This is a genomic window from Metabacillus herbersteinensis, assembly GCF_042433335.1.
Taxonomy (GTDB): domain Bacteria; phylum Bacillota; class Bacilli; order Bacillales; family Bacillaceae; genus Metabacillus; species Metabacillus herbersteinensis.
In genome coordinates, this window is sequence record NZ_JBHLVO010000023.1 from 15,783 (window position 1) to 35,159 (window position 19,377).

The 19,377-nt window shown below is 37.6% G+C and carries 18 protein-coding genes; all 18 read right to left on the minus strand.

The genetic code is table 11. From position 1 onward, the window contains the following. Positions 1-96: 96 nt before the first annotated feature. The gene (locus ACFFIX_RS20010; RefSeq protein WP_378937198.1) at positions 97-747 is read right to left on the minus strand and encodes a peptidylprolyl isomerase; all 651 of its coding nucleotides are present in this window, start codon (positions 745-747) and stop codon (positions 97-99) included. Between the two features lie 25 nt (positions 748-772). Continuing rightward, positions 773-2,173, minus strand: coding sequence for an AAA domain-containing protein (locus tag ACFFIX_RS20015; RefSeq protein ID WP_378937296.1), 1,401 nt, complete (start codon positions 2,171-2,173; stop codon positions 773-775). Further along, on the minus strand, positions 2,113-3,018 hold the full coding sequence (locus tag ACFFIX_RS20020; RefSeq protein ID WP_378937200.1) for an AAA domain-containing protein: 906 nt from the start codon (positions 3,016-3,018) through the stop codon (positions 2,113-2,115). Before ACFFIX_RS20020 ends, ACFFIX_RS20015 begins: the two co-directional genes overlap by 61 nt. Positions 3,019-3,326: 308 nt before the next feature. After that, positions 3,327-4,283: a LipP1 family hormone-sensitive lipase gene (gene lipP1 / locus ACFFIX_RS20025; protein WP_378937202.1), complete on the minus strand. Its 957-nt coding sequence runs from the start codon at positions 4,281-4,283 to the stop codon at positions 3,327-3,329. Between the two features lie 187 nt (positions 4,284-4,470). Then, positions 4,471-4,872: a MaoC/PaaZ C-terminal domain-containing protein gene (locus ACFFIX_RS20030; RefSeq protein WP_378937204.1), complete on the minus strand. Its 402-nt coding sequence runs from the start codon at positions 4,870-4,872 to the stop codon at positions 4,471-4,473. Beyond that, a complete protein-coding gene (locus ACFFIX_RS20035; protein ID WP_378937206.1) occupies positions 4,869-5,321 on the minus strand; it encodes a MaoC family dehydratase N-terminal domain-containing protein in 453 nt (150 codons plus the stop codon). Before ACFFIX_RS20035 ends, ACFFIX_RS20030 begins: the two co-directional genes overlap by 4 nt. A gap of 28 nt (positions 5,322-5,349) precedes the next feature. Beyond that, the gene (gene fabG / locus ACFFIX_RS20040; RefSeq protein ID WP_378937208.1) at positions 5,350-6,114 is read right to left on the minus strand and encodes a 3-oxoacyl-ACP reductase FabG; all 765 of its coding nucleotides are present in this window, start codon (positions 6,112-6,114) and stop codon (positions 5,350-5,352) included. Between the two features lie 45 nt (positions 6,115-6,159). Next, positions 6,160-7,335: an acyl-CoA dehydrogenase family protein gene (locus ACFFIX_RS20045; RefSeq protein WP_378937210.1), complete on the minus strand. Its 1,176-nt coding sequence runs from the start codon at positions 7,333-7,335 to the stop codon at positions 6,160-6,162. Between the two features lie 145 nt (positions 7,336-7,480). After that, entirely contained in the window at positions 7,481-8,254 is a 774-nt protein-coding gene (fadH, locus tag ACFFIX_RS20050; RefSeq protein WP_378937212.1) for a 2,4-dienoyl-CoA reductase, read from the minus strand. Between the two features lie 95 nt (positions 8,255-8,349). Continuing rightward, complete coding sequence (locus ACFFIX_RS20055) at positions 8,350-9,498, minus strand: acyl-CoA dehydrogenase family protein (protein ID WP_378937214.1); 1,149 nt, start codon at positions 9,496-9,498, stop codon at positions 8,350-8,352. A gap of 214 nt (positions 9,499-9,712) precedes the next feature. Then, entirely contained in the window at positions 9,713-10,930 is a 1,218-nt protein-coding gene (locus ACFFIX_RS20060; RefSeq protein ID WP_378937216.1) for an ABC transporter substrate-binding protein, read from the minus strand. 99 nt (positions 10,931-11,029) lie between these two features. Next, positions 11,030-11,737: an ABC transporter ATP-binding protein gene (locus ACFFIX_RS20065; protein ID WP_378937218.1), complete on the minus strand. Its 708-nt coding sequence runs from the start codon at positions 11,735-11,737 to the stop codon at positions 11,030-11,032. Next, on the minus strand, positions 11,721-12,494 hold the full coding sequence (locus tag ACFFIX_RS20070) for an ABC transporter ATP-binding protein (RefSeq protein WP_378937220.1): 774 nt from the start codon (positions 12,492-12,494) through the stop codon (positions 11,721-11,723). Before ACFFIX_RS20070 ends, ACFFIX_RS20065 begins: the two co-directional genes overlap by 17 nt. 2 nt (positions 12,495-12,496) lie before the next feature. After that, the gene (locus ACFFIX_RS20075) at positions 12,497-13,501 is read right to left on the minus strand and encodes a branched-chain amino acid ABC transporter permease (protein WP_378937222.1); all 1,005 of its coding nucleotides are present in this window, start codon (positions 13,499-13,501) and stop codon (positions 12,497-12,499) included. Further along, positions 13,501-14,364 carry a branched-chain amino acid ABC transporter permease gene (locus tag ACFFIX_RS20080; RefSeq protein WP_378937224.1) on the minus strand — a complete coding sequence of 288 codons (864 nt, stop codon included), beginning with the start codon at positions 14,362-14,364 and terminating at the stop codon, positions 13,501-13,503. The genes ACFFIX_RS20075 and ACFFIX_RS20080 overlap by 1 nt, the downstream gene beginning before the upstream one ends. Before the next feature lie 21 nt (positions 14,365-14,385). After that, positions 14,386-15,966, minus strand: coding sequence for a long-chain-fatty-acid--CoA ligase (locus ACFFIX_RS20085; RefSeq protein WP_378937226.1), 1,581 nt, complete (start codon positions 15,964-15,966; stop codon positions 14,386-14,388). A 645-nt stretch (positions 15,967-16,611) separates the two neighbouring features. After that, positions 16,612-17,691, minus strand: a complete 1,080-nt coding sequence (locus tag ACFFIX_RS20090; RefSeq protein WP_378937228.1) for a branched-chain amino acid aminotransferase — start codon at positions 17,689-17,691, stop codon at positions 16,612-16,614. A gap of 74 nt (positions 17,692-17,765) precedes the next feature. Next, entirely contained in the window at positions 17,766-19,130 is a 1,365-nt protein-coding gene (locus tag ACFFIX_RS20095; protein ID WP_378937230.1) for an aspartate kinase, read from the minus strand. Between the last annotated feature and the right edge of the window lie 247 nt (positions 19,131-19,377).

Consider the following 19,377-nt stretch of genomic DNA (forward strand, 5'->3'; position numbering starts at 1 on the left):
TAACCTTTTCAATTCTATCACCTGAGATGAAATATTAAAATATCAAAATGAATTTAAAAAAGCCAACATAATTAGTTGACTTTTTGTTGATTCCATCTATTCTTCAATTACTTCTGGATCTTTATAGTCTTCACCGAAGGTCTCAACGGTAACAGTTTTCATTTTTTGGTCTTCTGTCGGTTTATCCTGTTGATCAGTTGTAACTTTAACGATATTGTCTGCTGTTTCCAGTCCCTCTATAACTTTGCCGAAAGCTGCATATTCCTCATCCAAACTCGCAGCATCTTCAACCATAATAAAAAACTGTGATCCCGCTGAATCCGGACTCTGTGATCTAGCCATAGAAATAACACCACGTTCATGCTTTAGCTCATTATCAAATCCATTGGAGCTAAATTCGCCCTTAATTCCGTATCCCGGGCCTCCTGTGCCAGTTCCTTCAGGATCGCCCCCTTGTATCATGAAGCCAGGAATCACTCTGTGAAAAATTAATCCATCGTAAAAGCCCTTTTCGACTAAGGATATAAAATTCGCGACTGTATTTGGTGCAATGTTCGGAAACAATTCAAGTTTAATCTGTTCATCGTTCTCCATTGTAATAGTAACGATTGGGTTTTTTTCTACTTTATTTTCAGTAGTCTTTTTATCGCTATTTCCTATGGAGTTGTCCTTCTTTATTCCACAGCCAACTAGTAAAATTGCTAAAAGAATGCAGGTAATAATACGAATAACGTATTTATTTTTCATTTTTTGAATTTCCTCCTGTTTCAAGTCATTTTATTGGTAATTGAGAAAGGAATTGCTCTGTAAAAGCAACAGAATCCAATCGGATCGCTAGATATGGTGGTTGTACACATTTGGCTCCTTCTATGGGTAAACCTAGCCATAGATAGCGTTTGTCAATGATCACAAACGGAAAAGGAATCGAAGAATACAACCACTCTTGAGAATCCACCCCTTCAATCTTTTCACTTGAAATCATCGTTAATTTTACCTTTTTATTCCTTTTGGTTAATTGATCGCTCCAATTTTCAGAAAGTGTTGTTTGCTCTGGAAGTGAGATGATAATAGATCGCTTTGAAGCCTGAATATCATTGAACACACGCTCTAGTTTTCTAGCATGCATCCATTGTACTTTTGAATGCTGATTTTTAATCCAAGATCCTACTTCCTTCATCTGCACATTTTGATTCGAACGTTTTTGATGTTCCACAAGCTGCCTTAAGGTTTTGCTAGGATAAACATGACGACCAATAAACGAGGTGTCACTTACTTGAATGAATTTACCTTTAGTTCGTGTTATTGCAACATTTATAAGTCGTTCACTTTCTTTTCCAGTGAGAAGCATACCCGCCCGTTCTTGTGGGTAGCTGTCAACTGTATCAAAAATCATTACATCACGTTCACTGCCTTGAAATCGATGAACAGTTGCTGAAATAATGTCTGCTGTTGAATGCTCCTGCTTATAAAGATCATTAAGTAGCGTTTCCATTAAATTAGCTTGGGCACGATATGGCGAAACATAGCCAATTGAACGAGCACCCGCTAGGTATGATTCATGAAGTAATTGAAAAGACAACATTAAATTGAAAAGATTCAATCGAGAGTTAGAAGTTCGCTCATTTATTGCGTGCTGACCTGTAAAGCTTGTGTCGATCATAATGGAAGCACGGTTTGGAAATGGGGCTTTTGCAACAATATCATTTCGATTCGTTATCACACTTTTATGATCGCCTACGAGCGACTTGTATATCACTCTGTTTGTAAAAGCTGAAATGTCAGGATGCATTCTTCGTTGTTCTTTTAATAGAAATAACTGTGGGTGAAGCTTACCTACTTGCAATGAATCAACAACATTAGCTCTGTGAAAAATATCCTCCTTCAGCCAGTGATTAACTAATGGATGACGTGCACTTGCAATAGGTGGTAATTGTTTAAAATCACCAGATATGATTACATGTTTTCCTAGTGAGGCTGCGAATCCGGCTTGTGGAACATATGCCATACTCGCTTCATCTACAATTACAATGTCATAATCCTTCTCATAAATAGTCGGATCGCTAGCTGCTTTTGCCAATGTTGTCCCAATAATTTGAGCTTCTTTTACAAATTCTATTTCTTTTTGGCGGATTTTCTCATGAACCCTAGCAATCTTTTTTCTAATTGCAATAATTGATCAGAGTCACGCTTACTGAATGAACGGGCTAGATCTTGCTTTAGCAAGCGTTTTTCTTCTGTTAACTCTTCCTTATTATCAAAAAGACTGGGCTCTCGCTTTTGAAGCAACTGACTTGTTGTGATTCCTTCATGCACTAACATACGCTCTCCGGATTGTGATCCATACCGAAGAATATCACCTAGTTGAAATCGGTCTTTCTTTTTAACAAAGAAGGAGACTTCACTAATCAGCACATCAACTGCTTGATTGCTGTGAGATAAGATAAGTACTTTTTTTTCTTTTAAATAATGATTTGCGGCAACTCTAGCAAGTGTATAGGTCTTACCAGTACCTGGTGGACCCCACACAAACGAAACGGAATTATATTTTGATCTTAGAAATAATTCATGAACACCACTCTTAAAATCAATGCTCGGATGCTTCACTGTCATCGTTGGAGTCATTAGTCTTTTAATTCGAAGTCGCTTTTTCTTACTTTTTTTCACTTCATCCAAGCGAGAAATTAATTGCTCTAGGAGCTCCCAAGGGTCGTGAAACAGAAACGCATCTTGAATTAAATCACCTATGTATTTGTCTAGCTCAATAATAACACTTTTCCCTTCGGAAGAGAGCATGCGACCGTTTTGTTTCAAATTTCCCCACTCAATACGGATCTGTGAACCAATTGGAGTTTTAATTGAGGAGCTTGTTTCAAAATAATACGTATATGTTTCGGCTTTAGTAAGCAAGCGTCCGTTTAGTAGAAGGTATTTCGTACTTCCAAATTTTTTAAGATGGTGAATTTCAATTTGTAATGCTTCTTGCCACTCTTTAATTAATGTGTTCGTTGATTTTTCCATCGATCTCTTCCTTTTGAATAAAAAAGCGCAAGCGCCTTGTTCAGCTCCGACAAGCATAAGGCGCTCTTTGCCTTCAATTTATGAGCGCCTTATGACCTCGAGGAGCTAGGCGCTGGAGCTAGATTCAGAAATGCAGACATAGTATCAAATTTTATACTATCTTATTTGAATAAAAAAAACTCAATCGTTTGGATTGAGCTTTCATGTTGATTTATTAAATATAGCATTAATTTGCTAGGGGTGCCAGGCACCCGTGGTTTTCACAAGTTTCAATGAATACTATGTACAAATCACTTGTGTCTGCCATCTTAAACTTGGCTTCGTTCGACCCTTTTAATATACTGCTCTCTCAAATGCTGGGCCACATCCTTAATCGCCTTTTTAGCATCGTCTAATGGATTTGTCATACATAGAAATCCATGAATCATTCCCGAAGAACAAACATACGTTGTATCTACTCCAGCATTCTTTAGTTTTGTAGCATAATTTTCTCCTCCGTCACATAGAGGATCATATTCTGCCGTCAATATATAAGCTGGAGGCAATTTTTTAGTTTCATGATCTGGAATCAACATTGGCGCGGCAAGGGGATTCATCATATCATCGACAGAGTTCAAATATTGTTCTTGAAACCATCGCATCGTAGATTTGTTTAAATTATAATTTTCACCATATTTTTCGTATGAATCCGTTTTTGCATAACCTGTAGAAGGGTAGAACAGAAATTGATAGGAGATCGATGGCCCTTTTCTTATGTCTGCGAGGTAACATACGACAGCCGCTAGGTTTCCTCCAGCACTGTCTCCACCAACCGCTATAAATTGCCTATCAATTCCTACCTCATCAGCGTGGTCTGCGACCCACTTTGTCGCAACGTAGGAATCTTCCAACGCAACTGGAAATTTTTCTTCTGGTGATAGACTATAATCTACTGAAACGACGATACTCCCTGCTTCATTAGCTAACGAGCGACAAAGCGCATCATGTGTGTCCAAATTACCAACTACCCAACCCCCTCCATGAAAATAAACAAGAGCTGGGAGATGTTTGGGTTCACTAGGGGTGTAGATTCTTAATTTAATATCATTTTTAAAGCCCTTGATTACTCGATCCTCAACCTTATAGATGTCTTCTTTTGTATTTAATTTTTGTGTCATTAAGGTAAAACCGGACCTCGCAGCTTGCAATGGCTGTTCCTCAATGGGTGGAAGATTTCTTGCTTCGAACATGGTTAGTAGTGATTTTACTTGTGGGTGCAAGCTCATAATTTCGACCTCCTTTGACAATGGGTGCCAGCGATTTGTTGGGGTGCCTGGCACCTACAGGGTATTTAGATAGGTAGACTTTTTTTAGCGCTTCCATCGGAGCCAGGCACCCGTGGTTTTTACAAAGTTCCAATGGGTACTAAGTTTCAAAATACTAGTGTCTGACACTCAAAAAAAGCGCTTTTAATCAATATCGTTTAAAAACAACTCTTCCCTTTATAACTTCAACCCCAGTTTGATTAATAGCTGCAACATCAAACTGAAGATCCTGCTCAGACATTTCAGCTAATGTTGCTTTCAACGTAATAACATCTTCTAAAAAAACCATGCCTCTGAATCTGATTGAGTAGTCTTGTATATAACCATCTTCATAGAATGGTGTGAATAGTTTTGCTAGGTTTCCCATAGTCCACATTCCGTGTGCAATGATACCTGGTAAGCCAGCTTTTGTAGCTTCTTCATCAATGGTGTGAATTGGATTATAATCACCAGAGGCGCCAGCATATTTAATTAAATCAAGTCTTGAGACAGGTGGTAGTTGCACCTCTTCTAGAGTTTCACCGATTTGTAGTTTTGGTAAAGTTTTCACACGCTCAACGCCTTTCTAACGACTTCATTTATAATGACAATTTGTTCGGCAGTAAAAATTAATTCCCCTACTGTATCTTCACCATATACCTTCAAAACTAAAAATCCCATTTCACCATTTTTTCCTTTTCGTTCATAATACTTCTTTACCTCGGTATAACAATTAATTTCTTCACCGACAAATAGTGGTCTAGTAAAATGATAAATTTGTTCCCCATGAATGAGTCCTTTATTTGGTAGATTTAAACCTTCTACTACACCATAATCAAATACTCTAGAAAATGTAGGTGGAGCGATGTTGTTTTTATACCTCGATTTTCTTCCTACCTCTTCATCGATGAAAATGGGATGCGGATCACCAATTGCTTCAGCAAACCTTTTTACTGCGCCTCTTTCGACGATGTTTTTTACTTTGTTAGAACGTTTTCCAACTGTCTCTTTTAGCCTCATTTTTTTCACCTCTATTGTGTTGTTTTTTTTAGTCCTTTGGTCCACCAGCTACATAGATTACTTGCCCATTAACAAAAGATGACTGCTCATCTGCAAAAAATGCAACGGCATTTGCGATATCAGATGGTTTCCCACTTCTCGCAACTGGAATTCGGCTTACACTTGCTTTAATTAATTCGTCAAAAGGAATTCCGATTCTTGCAGCCGTTTCTTTTGTCATTTCGGTCTCGATAAAGCCCGGTGCAACTGAATTTGATGTAATTCCATACTTGCCTAGCTCAATCGCAAGCGTTTTCGTAAAGCCTTGCAAGCCTGCTTTCGCTGTTGCGTAGTTTGCTTGACCACGGTTTCCAAGTGCGGATGTGGACGAAATGTTAACAATCCGACCATATTTTTTCGAAACCATATGAGACTGCACGGCACGAGCAGAATTAAAAGATCCTTTTAAATGAACGTCCATGACTGTATCCCAATCATTCTCTGTCATTTTAAATAATAAGTTATCTCGAATAACGCCTGCATTGTTGACAAGGATATCGATGGAACCAAACAATTCTACGATCTCTTCTACTGATTTTTCGACTTGCTCGTAATCGCAAACATTGGCGACTTTTGAATAAACTTCATACCCTTTTTCCTTTAATTCATTCGTCGTTTCATGTAACGCTTCTTCGTTTAAATCAATAAAGGCTACCTTTGCGCCTTCTTTAGCAAATTGTTCGACTATAGCTTTGCCTATTCCTCGACTACCTCCAGTAACAAATGCCACTCTTCCTTGAAATCTTTCAGACATAGTTATCTCCTCCTTAAATTTTTACAAAGTTTATTAAATCTATAATTAGACATATTGGCCGATTTTGACATACCCTTTTAATAAGTTTCTTGAAATAATTAAGCGCTGAATTTCATCTGTTCCATCGTAAATTCTCCAAAGTCTAGCTTCTCGATACCAACGTTCAATCGGTAATTCTCTCGTATACCCCATACCGCCATGTATTTGAAGAACACGGTCTACGACTCGATTACCCATGTTTGCTCCATATAATTTTGCCATTGACGCTAAGTGACGGTTGTCTTCACCTTGATCGAGTGTGAAGGCTGCATTCAGAACAAGCCATTTTGCTGCTTCAATTTCAACTGCTGAATCAGCAATCTGCCACTGAATTGCCTGTCTTTCCGAAATCGGCTTTCCAAAAGTTTCTCTTTCTTTTGAATAGTCAATCGCCATTTGCAATAACCTCTCTGCAGCTCCTACAGCGCGAGCACCTACGATCCATCTTGCAAAGCCAATCCACTCTAGTCCAAGCTTGTATCCTCCATTTACTTCTCCTAAAATATTTTCCTCTGGAACTCGAACATTATCAAAAACTAAAGCAGCAGGTCCCCATTCACCCATTGTGTGAATGTATTCGGATTTCCAGCCCATATCGCGATCTACAATAAAGCATGTCACTCCATCTTGACCTGATTCTTGATGTTTTTCTTTATCTGTAATCGCAATTACCATCACGAAATCTGCTTCATTCCCACCCGTAATGAACGTTTTCTCTCCATTAATTACCCACTCATTTCCATCTTTCACAGCCGTCATTTTGATGTTTCGAGTATCAGATCCAGCTCCTGGCTCAGTAATGGCAAAGCATGATTTTTTCTCTCCACTTATTGTCGGAATCAGGTATTTTTTCTTTTGTTCTTCATTTCCGTAGTAGAGAATATTATCAGCAGATCCACCGAACTGAAATGGGACAAATGTTTTAGCGACCTCCATTTGTACAATTGCAAGCATCATTTGTCCGATATCTGCTCCACCATATTCTTCAGGTGTATTAATTCCCCAAAAACCAGATGCCTTTGCTTTTAATTGAAGTTCTTTTAACTTTTCTTTAGGCAAGCCTGGTTTTCCTTCTCTTTCATTGCGCAAAACTTCATTTTCAAGAGGCATTAATTCATTTTCAACGAATTTTCGAATTGTTTTTTGCACCATAACTTGTTCTTCTGTTAATCGTAAATGCATTCTAATACACTCCATTCAATTCTATTTTTTCTCTATAAAAATTAGATACCTACTGGTTAGTATGTTACTGCTATTTTAGTTAGAAATTTCAGAAAATACAATGAAAACTTCTTTATTTTATTAAAGAAACTAAGTGTCTATATGTTTATTCTTTTAAAAATGTTCGTCGATTTAACCATTGCCCTCCATCGACTGTTAAACATTCTCCATTAATAAATGAAGCAGATTCGGATAAGAGATAGGATGCTGCATTGGCAATCTCCTCTGGTTGACCTAAGCGTTGTAATGGAATGCTTGCAACTGTTCGCTCATATGCACCTTGACTTGCCCACAAACGCTCAGCGGCACCAGTATTTTCAATTGGGCCAGGGGCAATTGCATTGACACGAATCCCATATTTTGTTCCCCATTCCACCGCAAGTGTTCTAGTCATTGCAAGGACACCTGCTTTTGCGCTTGCCGAGTGAATGACTCCAGGACCAGAAGTCCAAGCATATGTAGCTAGAATGTTAAGAATACTCCCTTTTTGCTGATTTGAAATCCACTCTTTTCCAACAGCTTGACTACAATACCAGGTGCCATTTAGGACAATATCGATAACAGCTCTCCAGCCGTTGATTGAAAGATCTTCTGCTGGACAAATAAAGTTTCCAGCAGCATTATTCACTAAATGATCAATTCTTTTAAAGGTATCCTTAGTCTCTTCAAGCATACGCTCAACGTCTTCAGGGTTACGAACATCCATTTGTACAGTTAAAACCTGTCCATTAAATGTCTCAATTTCAGCTTTTGTTACTTTTAGTTTTTCAGAATCTCTGCCGGTAATCGTTACAAATGCTCCTTGTTCAGCAAATTTTTTTGCCATTTCCTTCCCTAAACCACTGCTGCCACCTGTAACAATTGCAACTGAATTCTTCATAATTACCTCCTGAGGTGAATCTAAAATATAATTCAAAAGATAAGCCTCCCAACAAACGAAGTCACCCGCTCTAAAGAGACTCAAATTCAATTAACCTATACTTCTTCTAATATATGTCTAGCAACGATAATTCTTTGAATCTCATTTGTTCCTTCATAGATCTTTGTTATTCTTGCATCACGGTAAAACCTTTCGACAGGATATTCAGCAACATAGCCCATTCCACCATGTATTTGTACGGCTTTGTCAGCGACACGATTAAATACCTCTGTTGCAAACATTTTTGCCATCGACGCTTCTTTAATGGCCTTGTTCCCTTCGTCAACTAAACTTGCAGCTCGCATGGTGAGTGCCCTTGCCGCTTCGGTTTCAGTTGCCATGTCTGCTATCATCCATTGAATACCTTGATTATCTGCAATAGGTCTTCCAAATTGGTTACGTTCTTTAGCGTACCTAGCACTCATTTCAATTAACTTGTCACAAGAACCAACAGACCTCGCAGCTAGACCTATTCTACCTTCACCGAGAATCTTCAAGGCAGACATGTACCCCATGCCCACTTCACCGATGACATTCTCATCAGGTACCTCACAGTCTTCAAAAATAATTTGTGATGTGTAGGAACCTCTTAATCCCATCTTTTTATCATTTTTCCCGACAATTAGGCCTGGAAAATCCTTTTCTACTAAAAACGCGGTAATTCCACCCTTTGCTCCCTTAGCTTTGTCTGTCATTGCAATCACTGTAAAAACATCTGCAACAGGTCCATTTGTAATAAAGTGTTTCAAGCCGTTTAAAATCCATTTGTCACCCTTTTTTACTGCATTTGTTGAAAGATTCGTAGCATCAGACCCTGCACCTGGCTCTGATAAAGCAAAAGCGGCAATTTTCTCACCGGCAGCCATTTCAGGTAAGTACTTTTTCTTTAAAAAGGGAGATGCTAATTTGACTAGTCCAGTACTCCCGATACCTGTATGAGCACTGATCAGAGAAACGTACCCATTATGTGTTCTACCAAGCTGTTCTAACACAATTGCTTTGCCAACTGTATTTAAACCAATGCCCCCATATTCTTCAGGGATACTAATCCCAAATAACCCTAGTTGTTTAGCTTTTGTAATCAGGTGAATTGGTATTGCATCTTCTTCCTCAATTTGCTGTGCAAAAGGTTCCACTTCGTTTTCTACAAAGTTTCGAATCAGCGTTTTTATTTGAAGAATTTCATTTGATACTTTTGTCACCATTTTCCCACACCTCATTTGCTCTTTACCTATATATAAAGCAAGAATTATGCCAACAAAGAAATACACAATCTTCATAGTAAGAGAAGCTTTATTAATTCAATAGTGAATTATTTAATTCATTTCTGATTCCGTATTATAGAAAATAAAAAAAGAGGGCGACTCTTAGTGTCTGACCCTCTTCCTGCAGTTTATTATTATTTCTTCAACAGATTATTTATTTAGCCTCTGTTGATTGGTTAACTATTTTCCCATCTTCAACGACTGCCATACGTAGTGGTGTATACAAGCCACCGTCTTCTTCAACTTTTTCAATTTCATAAATCATTTTATCAGCTGGGATCGCTTCTAAACCTTTTTGTAAATTTGCCATAATTGCTTCAGAATCATCAACTGAACCAGCTGCTTTCATAGCTTCTACAAATAAATACATCGCTTGATAGTGGTAACCTGCTTCAGAGCCTGGATTTTTCCCATTTTCTGCTGCATAGTCTGCAATGAATTTTTCATTACCTTCGTATTTAGAGTTGATTAACGGTAATACACCTACAGAGCCTTCAATCATTTCTGGTCCACCTAAAACTGCTTCAATTTCATCAAGTTTTGCTTGGTCCATAATGAGGAAACCACCTTTAAAACCTAGCTGTCTAGCTTGTTTAATAACGAGTGCAGTTGGTTCAGAAGGACCTCCTACAAACATTACATCTGGTTTTTCCTTCAGTGCATTTGTTACGATTGTGAAAAAGTCTGTATCTTTACTAAAATCAATTGATCCTTTATAAACAACTTCTCCACCCATTTCCTTCCATTTCGGCTCTAACGTTTCAGCCCAATCTTTCCCATACTGAGATGATGTTGGTAACATTGCAATCTTCTTACCGAATCGCTCCATTTGGTATTCTGAGAATGGTTTAATATACGCATCGTATTTTGGTGGGATGCGCAATGTTAATTTATTTCCTTGTTCATTAATTTTCGGTTCACTTGAATATGCACCGATAATAAATTTGTCTTGCATGTTAAATACTTGTGTCGCAAAAATCCCTCCACTATGTGGAACGAAGATAATTGGTGTTTTATTTTCCTGTACAAGTCTTTTAGCATTTGATCCCGTTTCATTTGGTAAATATTTATCATCTAATGAAACGAGGTTTAATTTATGAGTTGCGCCGTTTACTTCAAATCCGCCGCTTTCATTAATTTCATCGACTGCCATTTTTAGTCCACCAAGTGTATTCTCCCCATAATAAGCAGCAGGACCACTTAGTGGGCCACTGTAACCGATGTTTACAACCTTTTCACCCTCTTCAGCTTTTGTATCCGTATCCTTTGTTCCGCTTTCAGCTGGTTGAGAAGTTGTATTACTACATGCAGCGACTACTAAGATCATTAATAAAAGTACTGTGTACAAAAATCCTTTTTTAAGTTGGTACATGAAATTGCCCCCTTTAATTTAGATGGTCACTCTTATGCACTGCTAGATGAAAATAACCAGTGTAACGAACGTTCACCCCCTTTAAGCGAGTTTAAGTGCTTAAGCTCCAATATAAGCTTTTCTGATTTCATCATTATCAAATAGCTCTTGACTTTGTCCTTCTAAGACAATTTTGCCGTTCTCAATTACATAGCCACGATCAGCAATTTTCAAGGCTGCATTTGCATTTTGTTCTGCAAGCAACACAGTCGTACCATCACGATTAATCTGCTGAATGACTTCAAAAACTTGTTCAACAATTAACGGTGCCAATCCAATAGAAGGTTCATCTAGTAAAATAAGTTTTGGATTTGCCATTAATGCTCTTCCAACCGCTAGCATTTGTTGTTGCCCACCACTTAATGAGCCTGCTTGATTATCTTTTTTTTCTCGTAAAATTGGAAAGAGTTCATAAGACTTCTCGATATTTTGTTTAATTCTTTCTTTATCCTTTCTATTTGAGAAACCACCTAAAAGCAAATTTTCTTTTACAGTCATTTGTGGGAAAAGCTTTCTTCCTTCTGCACATTGGACAATCCCTGATTGTACAAGCCGGTCTGGTGAAAGACCATTAACATTTTTATTCATAAATTCGATTTTTCCTTTTGACGGCTTACTTAAACCACTTATCGTTCTGAAAATAGTACTCTTACCTGCCCCGTTCGCGCCTAGCAGGACGACTAACTCGCCATCTTTTACTGATAGATTAATGTCACGTAGTGCTAAATACCCTCCATAATGAACAGATACATCAGTTAGCTCGAGCAACACCGCCACCTCCTAGATACGCTTCAATAACGACCTCGTTATTTTTAATTTCCTCAGGTGTACCTTCTGCAATTTTCTTCCCATAGTTAAGCACCATAATTTTATCTGCTAAATTCATAATCATTTGCATTTTGTGTTCAATTGTACATACAGTAATTCCTTTAGTTACCATTTTTTTCATTAATTCTGCCAAGCCATCCGTTTCCTCTGGATTTACACCCGCTGCGGGTTCATCTAAGAAAACAATCTCTGGATCGGTTGCCAACGCAAGTGCAAATGCAGTTCTTTTCTTCGCTTCTTGAGAAACCCCAGCAACAGGCATATCTGCTAGATTTGTTAATCCAACAAATTCAAGGACTTCGTAAGCTTTTTCTTTACATTCGTTTTCTTCTCTTTTTAACCTGGGTGTTTGAAAGATTGCATCAAATAGCCCTGATTTCGTTCGAAGTCTGTGTCCAATAATTACATTGTCTAATACGGTAGATTGTTCAAATAAATTTGTCGTCTGAAAGGTTCGCGCAATGCCTAGTTTAGCAATCTGATAGGACTTTAAAGGTGTAATATCTGTACCATTGTAAACAACTGACCCTGATGTAGGTGGATGAAAGCCACTTATGAGATTGAAGAATGTGGACTTTCCAGCTCCGTTAGGACCGATGATGGCCGTGATCTTTCCTTTTTCAATTTCAAAGTCTACGTTGTTTACTGCCGTTAACCCACCGAATGATTTAGTTAGTCCTTTTGTTTGTAAGAGCATCTTCACTCCTCCTTTACACTTACTTGGTTTATAGATTGATTGATGATAACTTGCCTTTTTTTAGCATCTCTCTTTGCCTTCCACATTTTGAATCCACCAACAATTCCGTATGGATAATAAATAATCAGGATGACTAACAAAGGTCCAAATAGGAGCATTCGATAATCTTGTAAGAATTGTAGGGATTGAGATAACCAAACGATCAATAATGTACCGATCAGTGGCCCAGATAATGTGCCGATACCTCCGACTAATAAATACATAAGCATGTCAAACACCACATTGGTATAACCTACATCAGGCCCAATAAAGCGGATAAATGAAGCATATAATGCTCCTCCTAAGCCTGCAAAAAAGGTTGATAGAATGAATGAAACTAATTTATGCTTCATCGTGGCAATTCCAATTGTTTGAGCAAGTTCCTCACTATTACGAATCGCAATATAGGTTCTTCCTGTTAATGATTCAATAATTCGTTTAACTAAGAAAATAACCAATACGAGAAAAAAGAGAACTAAGTAGTATTGTGATATTGGTGTTTCAAATTTTATTGGACCAATGGGAGAAGGTGCTGGAATTCCAATTAACCCTCGTACTCCTTCAGTAAGCCCTTCCCATTTATAAATAATTAGGTAGATGATATACCCGACACATAATGTATAAATTGCAAAGAAATGTTCTGTTGTCCGAAGTGCAATCAATCCAATCAAACCACCGATTGCTGTCGTAATTACACAAGCCAAGACAAGGGCGAGCCAGAAATTCATTTCCGCTTTTACCGTTAGCAATCCAAGCGAATAAGCACCGATTGCGAAGAAACCTGCATGTGCTAATGAAAGCTGTCCTGTGTAACCCCCAATAATATTTAATCCATAAACTGCAATCGTAAATATAAACGCTAGTGTCAAGACGTGTAAATAATATTGATTATCTATTAAAAGAGGGAATAAAACAGCCACTAGTAAAAGAACAATAATACTATTTCTTCCGTTTATAATATGAGACATTAATGAACCCCCTTAACAAATAACCCTTTTGGTCTGATTGTTAAGATTACAACTAACAGTAAAAATGCAATGATATCTTTATAATCGTTGGAAATAAATGTTGCACCTAAGCTTTCCGCAAACCCAAGAATAAACCCACCGATTATTGCTCCTGGTATACTTCCCATTCCACCAATAATGATGATGACAAATGCCTTTAAAATGACTAAGTGTCCCATTCCTGGAAAAACGAGATTAATAGGAGATGAAAGTGACGCTGCGATTGCCGCAAGTCCTCCTGAAATAAAAAACGTTAGCATCGCTATTTTGTTCGCGTTAATTCCTACTAAAAATGCTCCTTCACGGTTTTGAGACATGGCAATGATCGCGGCACCAATCATTGTCTTTTTCAAGAACAAATGAAGTATAATCATTACAACAATAGCCGTGACGATGATCAGTATTCTCTGTGCTGTAACGGTAAGACCAAATACGTTAACAACCTCACCATATGGTGTTGGCATACTTCTATACTCTGGTCCTAATAAAAACTGAACAAGTGCTTCTAAAAATAACAAAACACCGATTGCCGCAATTTTGTCATGAATTGGTGGAGCATGTCGTAATGGATTAAAAACAATACGCTCCATAAGAACTCCTAACAATCCAACGACAATGATTGATAAAAAAGTTGCAATCCAGTAATGCAATCCCATAGAAGTCATGAATAGTAGCGTGAAATAGCCCCCGACCATATATAATGCTCCATGAGCAAAGTTCGGGATATGTAAGATCCCATAAACAAGTGTTAACCCTAAAGCTACTAAGCTGTAAACGCTTCCAATGGTTAGTCCATTAAATAATTGCTGTAATAAAATATCCATACTCTACCCCCTCGTAACAACTTAATTTGATAACTGCTCCTGCAATGTTCTTTTTAAAATCTTACCAACTGCTGTTTTCGGCATTTCTTCTACAAAGACAACCTCCCCAGGCACCTTATACGTGGCTAGTCGTTCTCGACAAAATGAAATAACGTCAGCTTCATTTAATTCCCCTTCTTTTACCACAATAACTGCCTTAATTGTTTCGCCACGATATTCATCTGGTACTCCAAAAACAGCCGCTTCAAGTACTTTTGGGTGTGTATAAATCACATCCTCAACTTCGATTGGATAAACGTTAAAGCCACTCGCAATGATCATTTCTTTTTTTCGACCAACAATATAAAAATAACCATCTTCGTCCATTTTGGCTAAATCGCCTGTAAATAACCATCCATCACGAATTGTTTGCTTTGTTTCTTCAGGTCGATTCCAATAGCCCTTCATAATTTGCGGACCTTTTATAATTAGCTCCCCAACCTCTCCAATTGTTAATGTCACCTTTCCAGTCGCAATATCAACAATTTTTGCATCTGTATTAGGAATCGGTATACCAATACTGCCTGCCTTTTGGAGACCTACAATAGGATTACGATGGGTGACTGGTGAAGCTTCTGACAATCCGTAACCTTCTGCCACAGTGGTTCCACTTACTTTATTAAAATGATGTAAGATATGCACTGGTAGAGGAGCGGAACCACTCGTACATGTTAACAAACAGCTAAGATCAAACTGTTTTGTTTTATAATATTGCAATAAAGAAATATACATCGTCGGAACACCAGGAAAAACAGTTGGCTTCGTTTTCTCGATAACATCTACAACTTGTTCAACCTCGAACTTCGGAATTAATATCATGTTTCCACCATTATAAAAAGTCAGGTTCATCCCACTCGTCATTCCATACACATGGAACAATGGAGAAATGGTTAAAACTCTCTCTTGACCAGATCGTGTTTTCACGGCAGAGGTTGCTGCACTTTGTAAGGTGTTAGCGACTAAATTGTAATGAGTGAGCATCGCCCCTTTTGATCTTCCGGTTGTTCCACCCGTATATTGCAAAACAGCTACATCTCCTCTAGGATCAATGGAGATATCAGGAACCTTATCCCCCTCATCTTCTAAAAGGCTATTAAACTCACTTTCTTCGTCAAATGATACTGTGATTGTCGTAGAAATAGAGGTTTGATTTCCTAAGCTCTCCACCACAGGGAGAAGTTTATCCAAAACAATTAACACTTTTGAATTTGAATCGTTAAGAACATACAATAATTCTGAAGCCCTGTACATCGGGTTTACTTGAACAATTGTTGCCCCACATAGCAGTGCTGCATAATAGCTAATTGGATATTGGGGACAGTTCGGAAGCATAACAGCCACCCGGTCTCCTTTTTGAATTCCAAGTTTGGCTAGTGAACTTGCAACTTTTTGGATCGCTTGATTTAGCTGTCCGTATGAATAACACTCTTCATTAAAGGTTATAGCAGGATGACTTTCATATTTTCCAACAGATTGTCTAAATAATTGAGGTAAAGAAATTTCAGGAATCTCAATTTCAATTGGGTTCCCTTCTGCAACATGCTTAAACCAAGGTCTATCCACACACGCACCTCCTTGTTACGTTATTCTCAAAAAATAATTGAGCTTAATTGGACCTCATTTTCCAACCTGAGAATCCTCCCTTTTTTGCTTATAAGTTATAATGCAATAATCATGCCAATAAAAAAAAGCGCAAGCGCCTTGTTCAGCCTTAGGCATAGCATAAGGCGATTCTAAATAGAAGGCGTTCTTTACCTTCAATTTAGAATTGACTTATGACCTCGAGGCAGTTACACCCGCGACGTCCTGTCGCTGTAACTGCACTAGCACGTCCTGTGCGTCGGGGCTAGGCGCTGGAGCTGGATCAGAAACGCTAACCACAGTTAAAAAAATTTATAGTTTCCTATACAAGAACAAATTCACTTTTTAGCTAATTGAAGAAAAAATACATTAATATCTTGCTAATATAGAACTTTGGATCTATTATGGTTTTTAAAAATTGAGAGGCGTGTGAATAGAAGGATTTTAACAGGAATGATCAAATGGATTATTTACTGCTTTACTACTTTGAAGTAAAAAAACGCCAATTCACGGGAAAAAATCCACAGAATTGGCGTTTAATTCATTAATGAATTAATTATTTCAATATTCAATCGTTTTATAGCTTATCTTTTGATTTACAAATGAATCACATAATTCATTTGCAAATTATGATTGAACTTCTACCATCCAATTGAAAGGGTCAGGTTGTGTACCAAGTTGAATTCCAGTTAACGTATCATAAAGCTTCTTGGATAACTCTCCAGTTCGTCCATTATTTATTAAAATTTCTTGTTCATTCATAAACAATGCACCAACAGGCGAAATGACTGCTGCCGTTCCGGTTCCAAAAGCTTCTTCTAGTTCACCATCAATTGCTGCTTGATACACTTCATCAATCGATAATTTTCTCTCAGTTACTGGGACACCCCAATGATTCAAAAGCATTAAGATAGAATTTCGAGTGACACCTTCTAAAATACTTCCATTAAGTGCTGGCGTTATGACTTCTCCCTTTATCTTAAAGAAGATGTTCATACTACCGACTTCTTCTATGTATTTTCTATGAAGACCATCAAGCCAGAGCACTTGTGAATAACCTTTTGAGGTAGCCAATTCCTGGGCTTTTAAACTTGCTGCATAGTTGCCAGCTGTTTTTACAGTTCCAGTTCCTCCTGACACAGCTCGCACATATTCGTTTTCCACTAAAATTTTTACTGGGTGAATTCCCTCTTTATAGTAAGAGCCTACTGGAGATAAAATGATCATAAATTTATACTTTTTAGAAGGCGCTACACCAAGATAAGGCTCAGTAGCAATAACAAATGGTCTAATATAAAGGGATGTACCCTCAGAAGCTGGAATCCAATCCCTATCAATAGCAATTAGCTTTTTTAATGCTTGTAAAACTAATTCTTCATCGATAGGTGGAATACATAATCTTTCATTGGAACTATTCATTCTTGTCATGTTCTTTTCAGGTCTAAACAAGAGGACTCGATTATCTTCTGTTAAATAGGCTTTTAGCCCTTCAAATACAGTTTGACCATAATGGTAAACCATCGCTGCAGGGTCAATTATTAGTGGTTGGTATGGAACGATCTTTGGATCATGCCAGCCTTTTTCTTGATCATAGTCCATCATAAACATATGATCTGTAAATGTTTTTCCAAATTCAAGTTGATCAGTAAGAGGTTTTTCTTTTTTCATTTCAGTAGGTACAAATTTAATTCTATCTGTATAGTTCATTGAGAGTTCTCCTATTCTATTAACGATCTATTCCGAGCACTGCAGCGTTGTGTTAACAGTTTTACATATTCACTTTATATTAGTACTCCAACAAAGAATTCTTCGTAAAGTGCTTGAACTGCCTGAATTTCTTGAGCCTCTTTCACACCAAACATCATACTAACTTCAGAAGAACCTTGATTAATCATTTCAATGTTAATTCCAGCTTTCGCTAAAGCTTTTGCAGCTCTCGCAGTAGTACCAACGTTTTGCCTCATTCCTTCACCTACAATCATAATTAAGGATAAGTTATGTTCCACTTTTACTTCATCAGGATTTAATTCTTGGTTAATTCGAGCAAGCACATTGCGTTCGATATCTATGTCCATCTGTGTCTGCCTAAGTATAACCGTCAGATCATCTATACCTGAAGGAATATGCTCATAAGACAGGCCTAATTCTTCTAAAATAGTTAATAATTTGCGGCCAAAACCTATTTCTCTGTTCATCATATATTTACTTATATAGATACTGCAAAAATTATTGTCACTTGCAATGCCTATGACCGGACCATTTGTAAATTCTCGTTCTTTAACTATCTTTGTTCCTTGGGCAGTTGGATTGTTGGTATTTCTTATATGAACTGGTATTTCCGCATGATAAGCAGGTAATAGAGCCTCGTCATGGAAAACAGAAAAACCGGCATAAGATAGCTCTCTCATTTCTCGGTAGGTAAGCTCAGCAATTTCTTTTGGTCTTTCAATGATTGAAGGATTCACAGAATAAACCGCATCAACATCAGTGAAATTTTCATAAACATCTGCTTTGATAGCATTTGCCAAAATCGAACCAGTTATATCAGAGCCGCTTCGAGAAAAAGTAATAACGTCACCTTCCTCACTATACCCAAAAAAACCAGGAAAGATAAGAATTCCTCTTCTTTCTCTTAATAAACTTAAATTCTTATATGATTCAGCTAACACTTGTGCATTTCCAGCTTCATTACTAACAAATAATCCTGCCTCTTTTGGATTAATATAATGGGCTTCAATTCCTTGCTTTTGAAAAAAAGCAGCGATTAACTTCGCATGGTTATCCTCCCCACTTGCCATTACTGCATCAAGATAGCGATTTGGTTCTAGATTTAATTTGTTATCCAAAACCCTCTGTAAATCATTCTGTATTCGTGACATCACGTCGTCAGACAGATTTAATTCGTTTGCGATACTAGAATATCTTTTTAGAACTAATTCAACCAGATCCGTAGTCGTACCCTCTGATAAAATTCTTTGTGCACATTCAATCAATAAATCTGTTACCTTACGATCTTCTGAAAATCGCTTACCAGGAGCTGATACAACAACAATTCTCCGTGTGGGATCAGACATCACAATATCGAAAACCTTCTTAACTTGTTTAGCAGATGCAAGCGAAGATCCACCAAATTTTATTACTTTCATTTTGACAACCCCTGTTGTTATAATTTTCACGCAAATTTTATTATTTAATTATCACTCGTTTCCCTGGAAGAATCAAGGGTTTTCTTTTCGAAAAATACAGTTGTACTTTTTAAGTGGACATTCAGTTATTAAAGGCATGCTTTTTTATATTTGTAAATTTCTTCTTGCATTATCTCTAGGCGTTGTCAATAATATGATTATTGACTACCTTTCGTGTTCCGAAACAAAACATACAGAAGGGAACTTT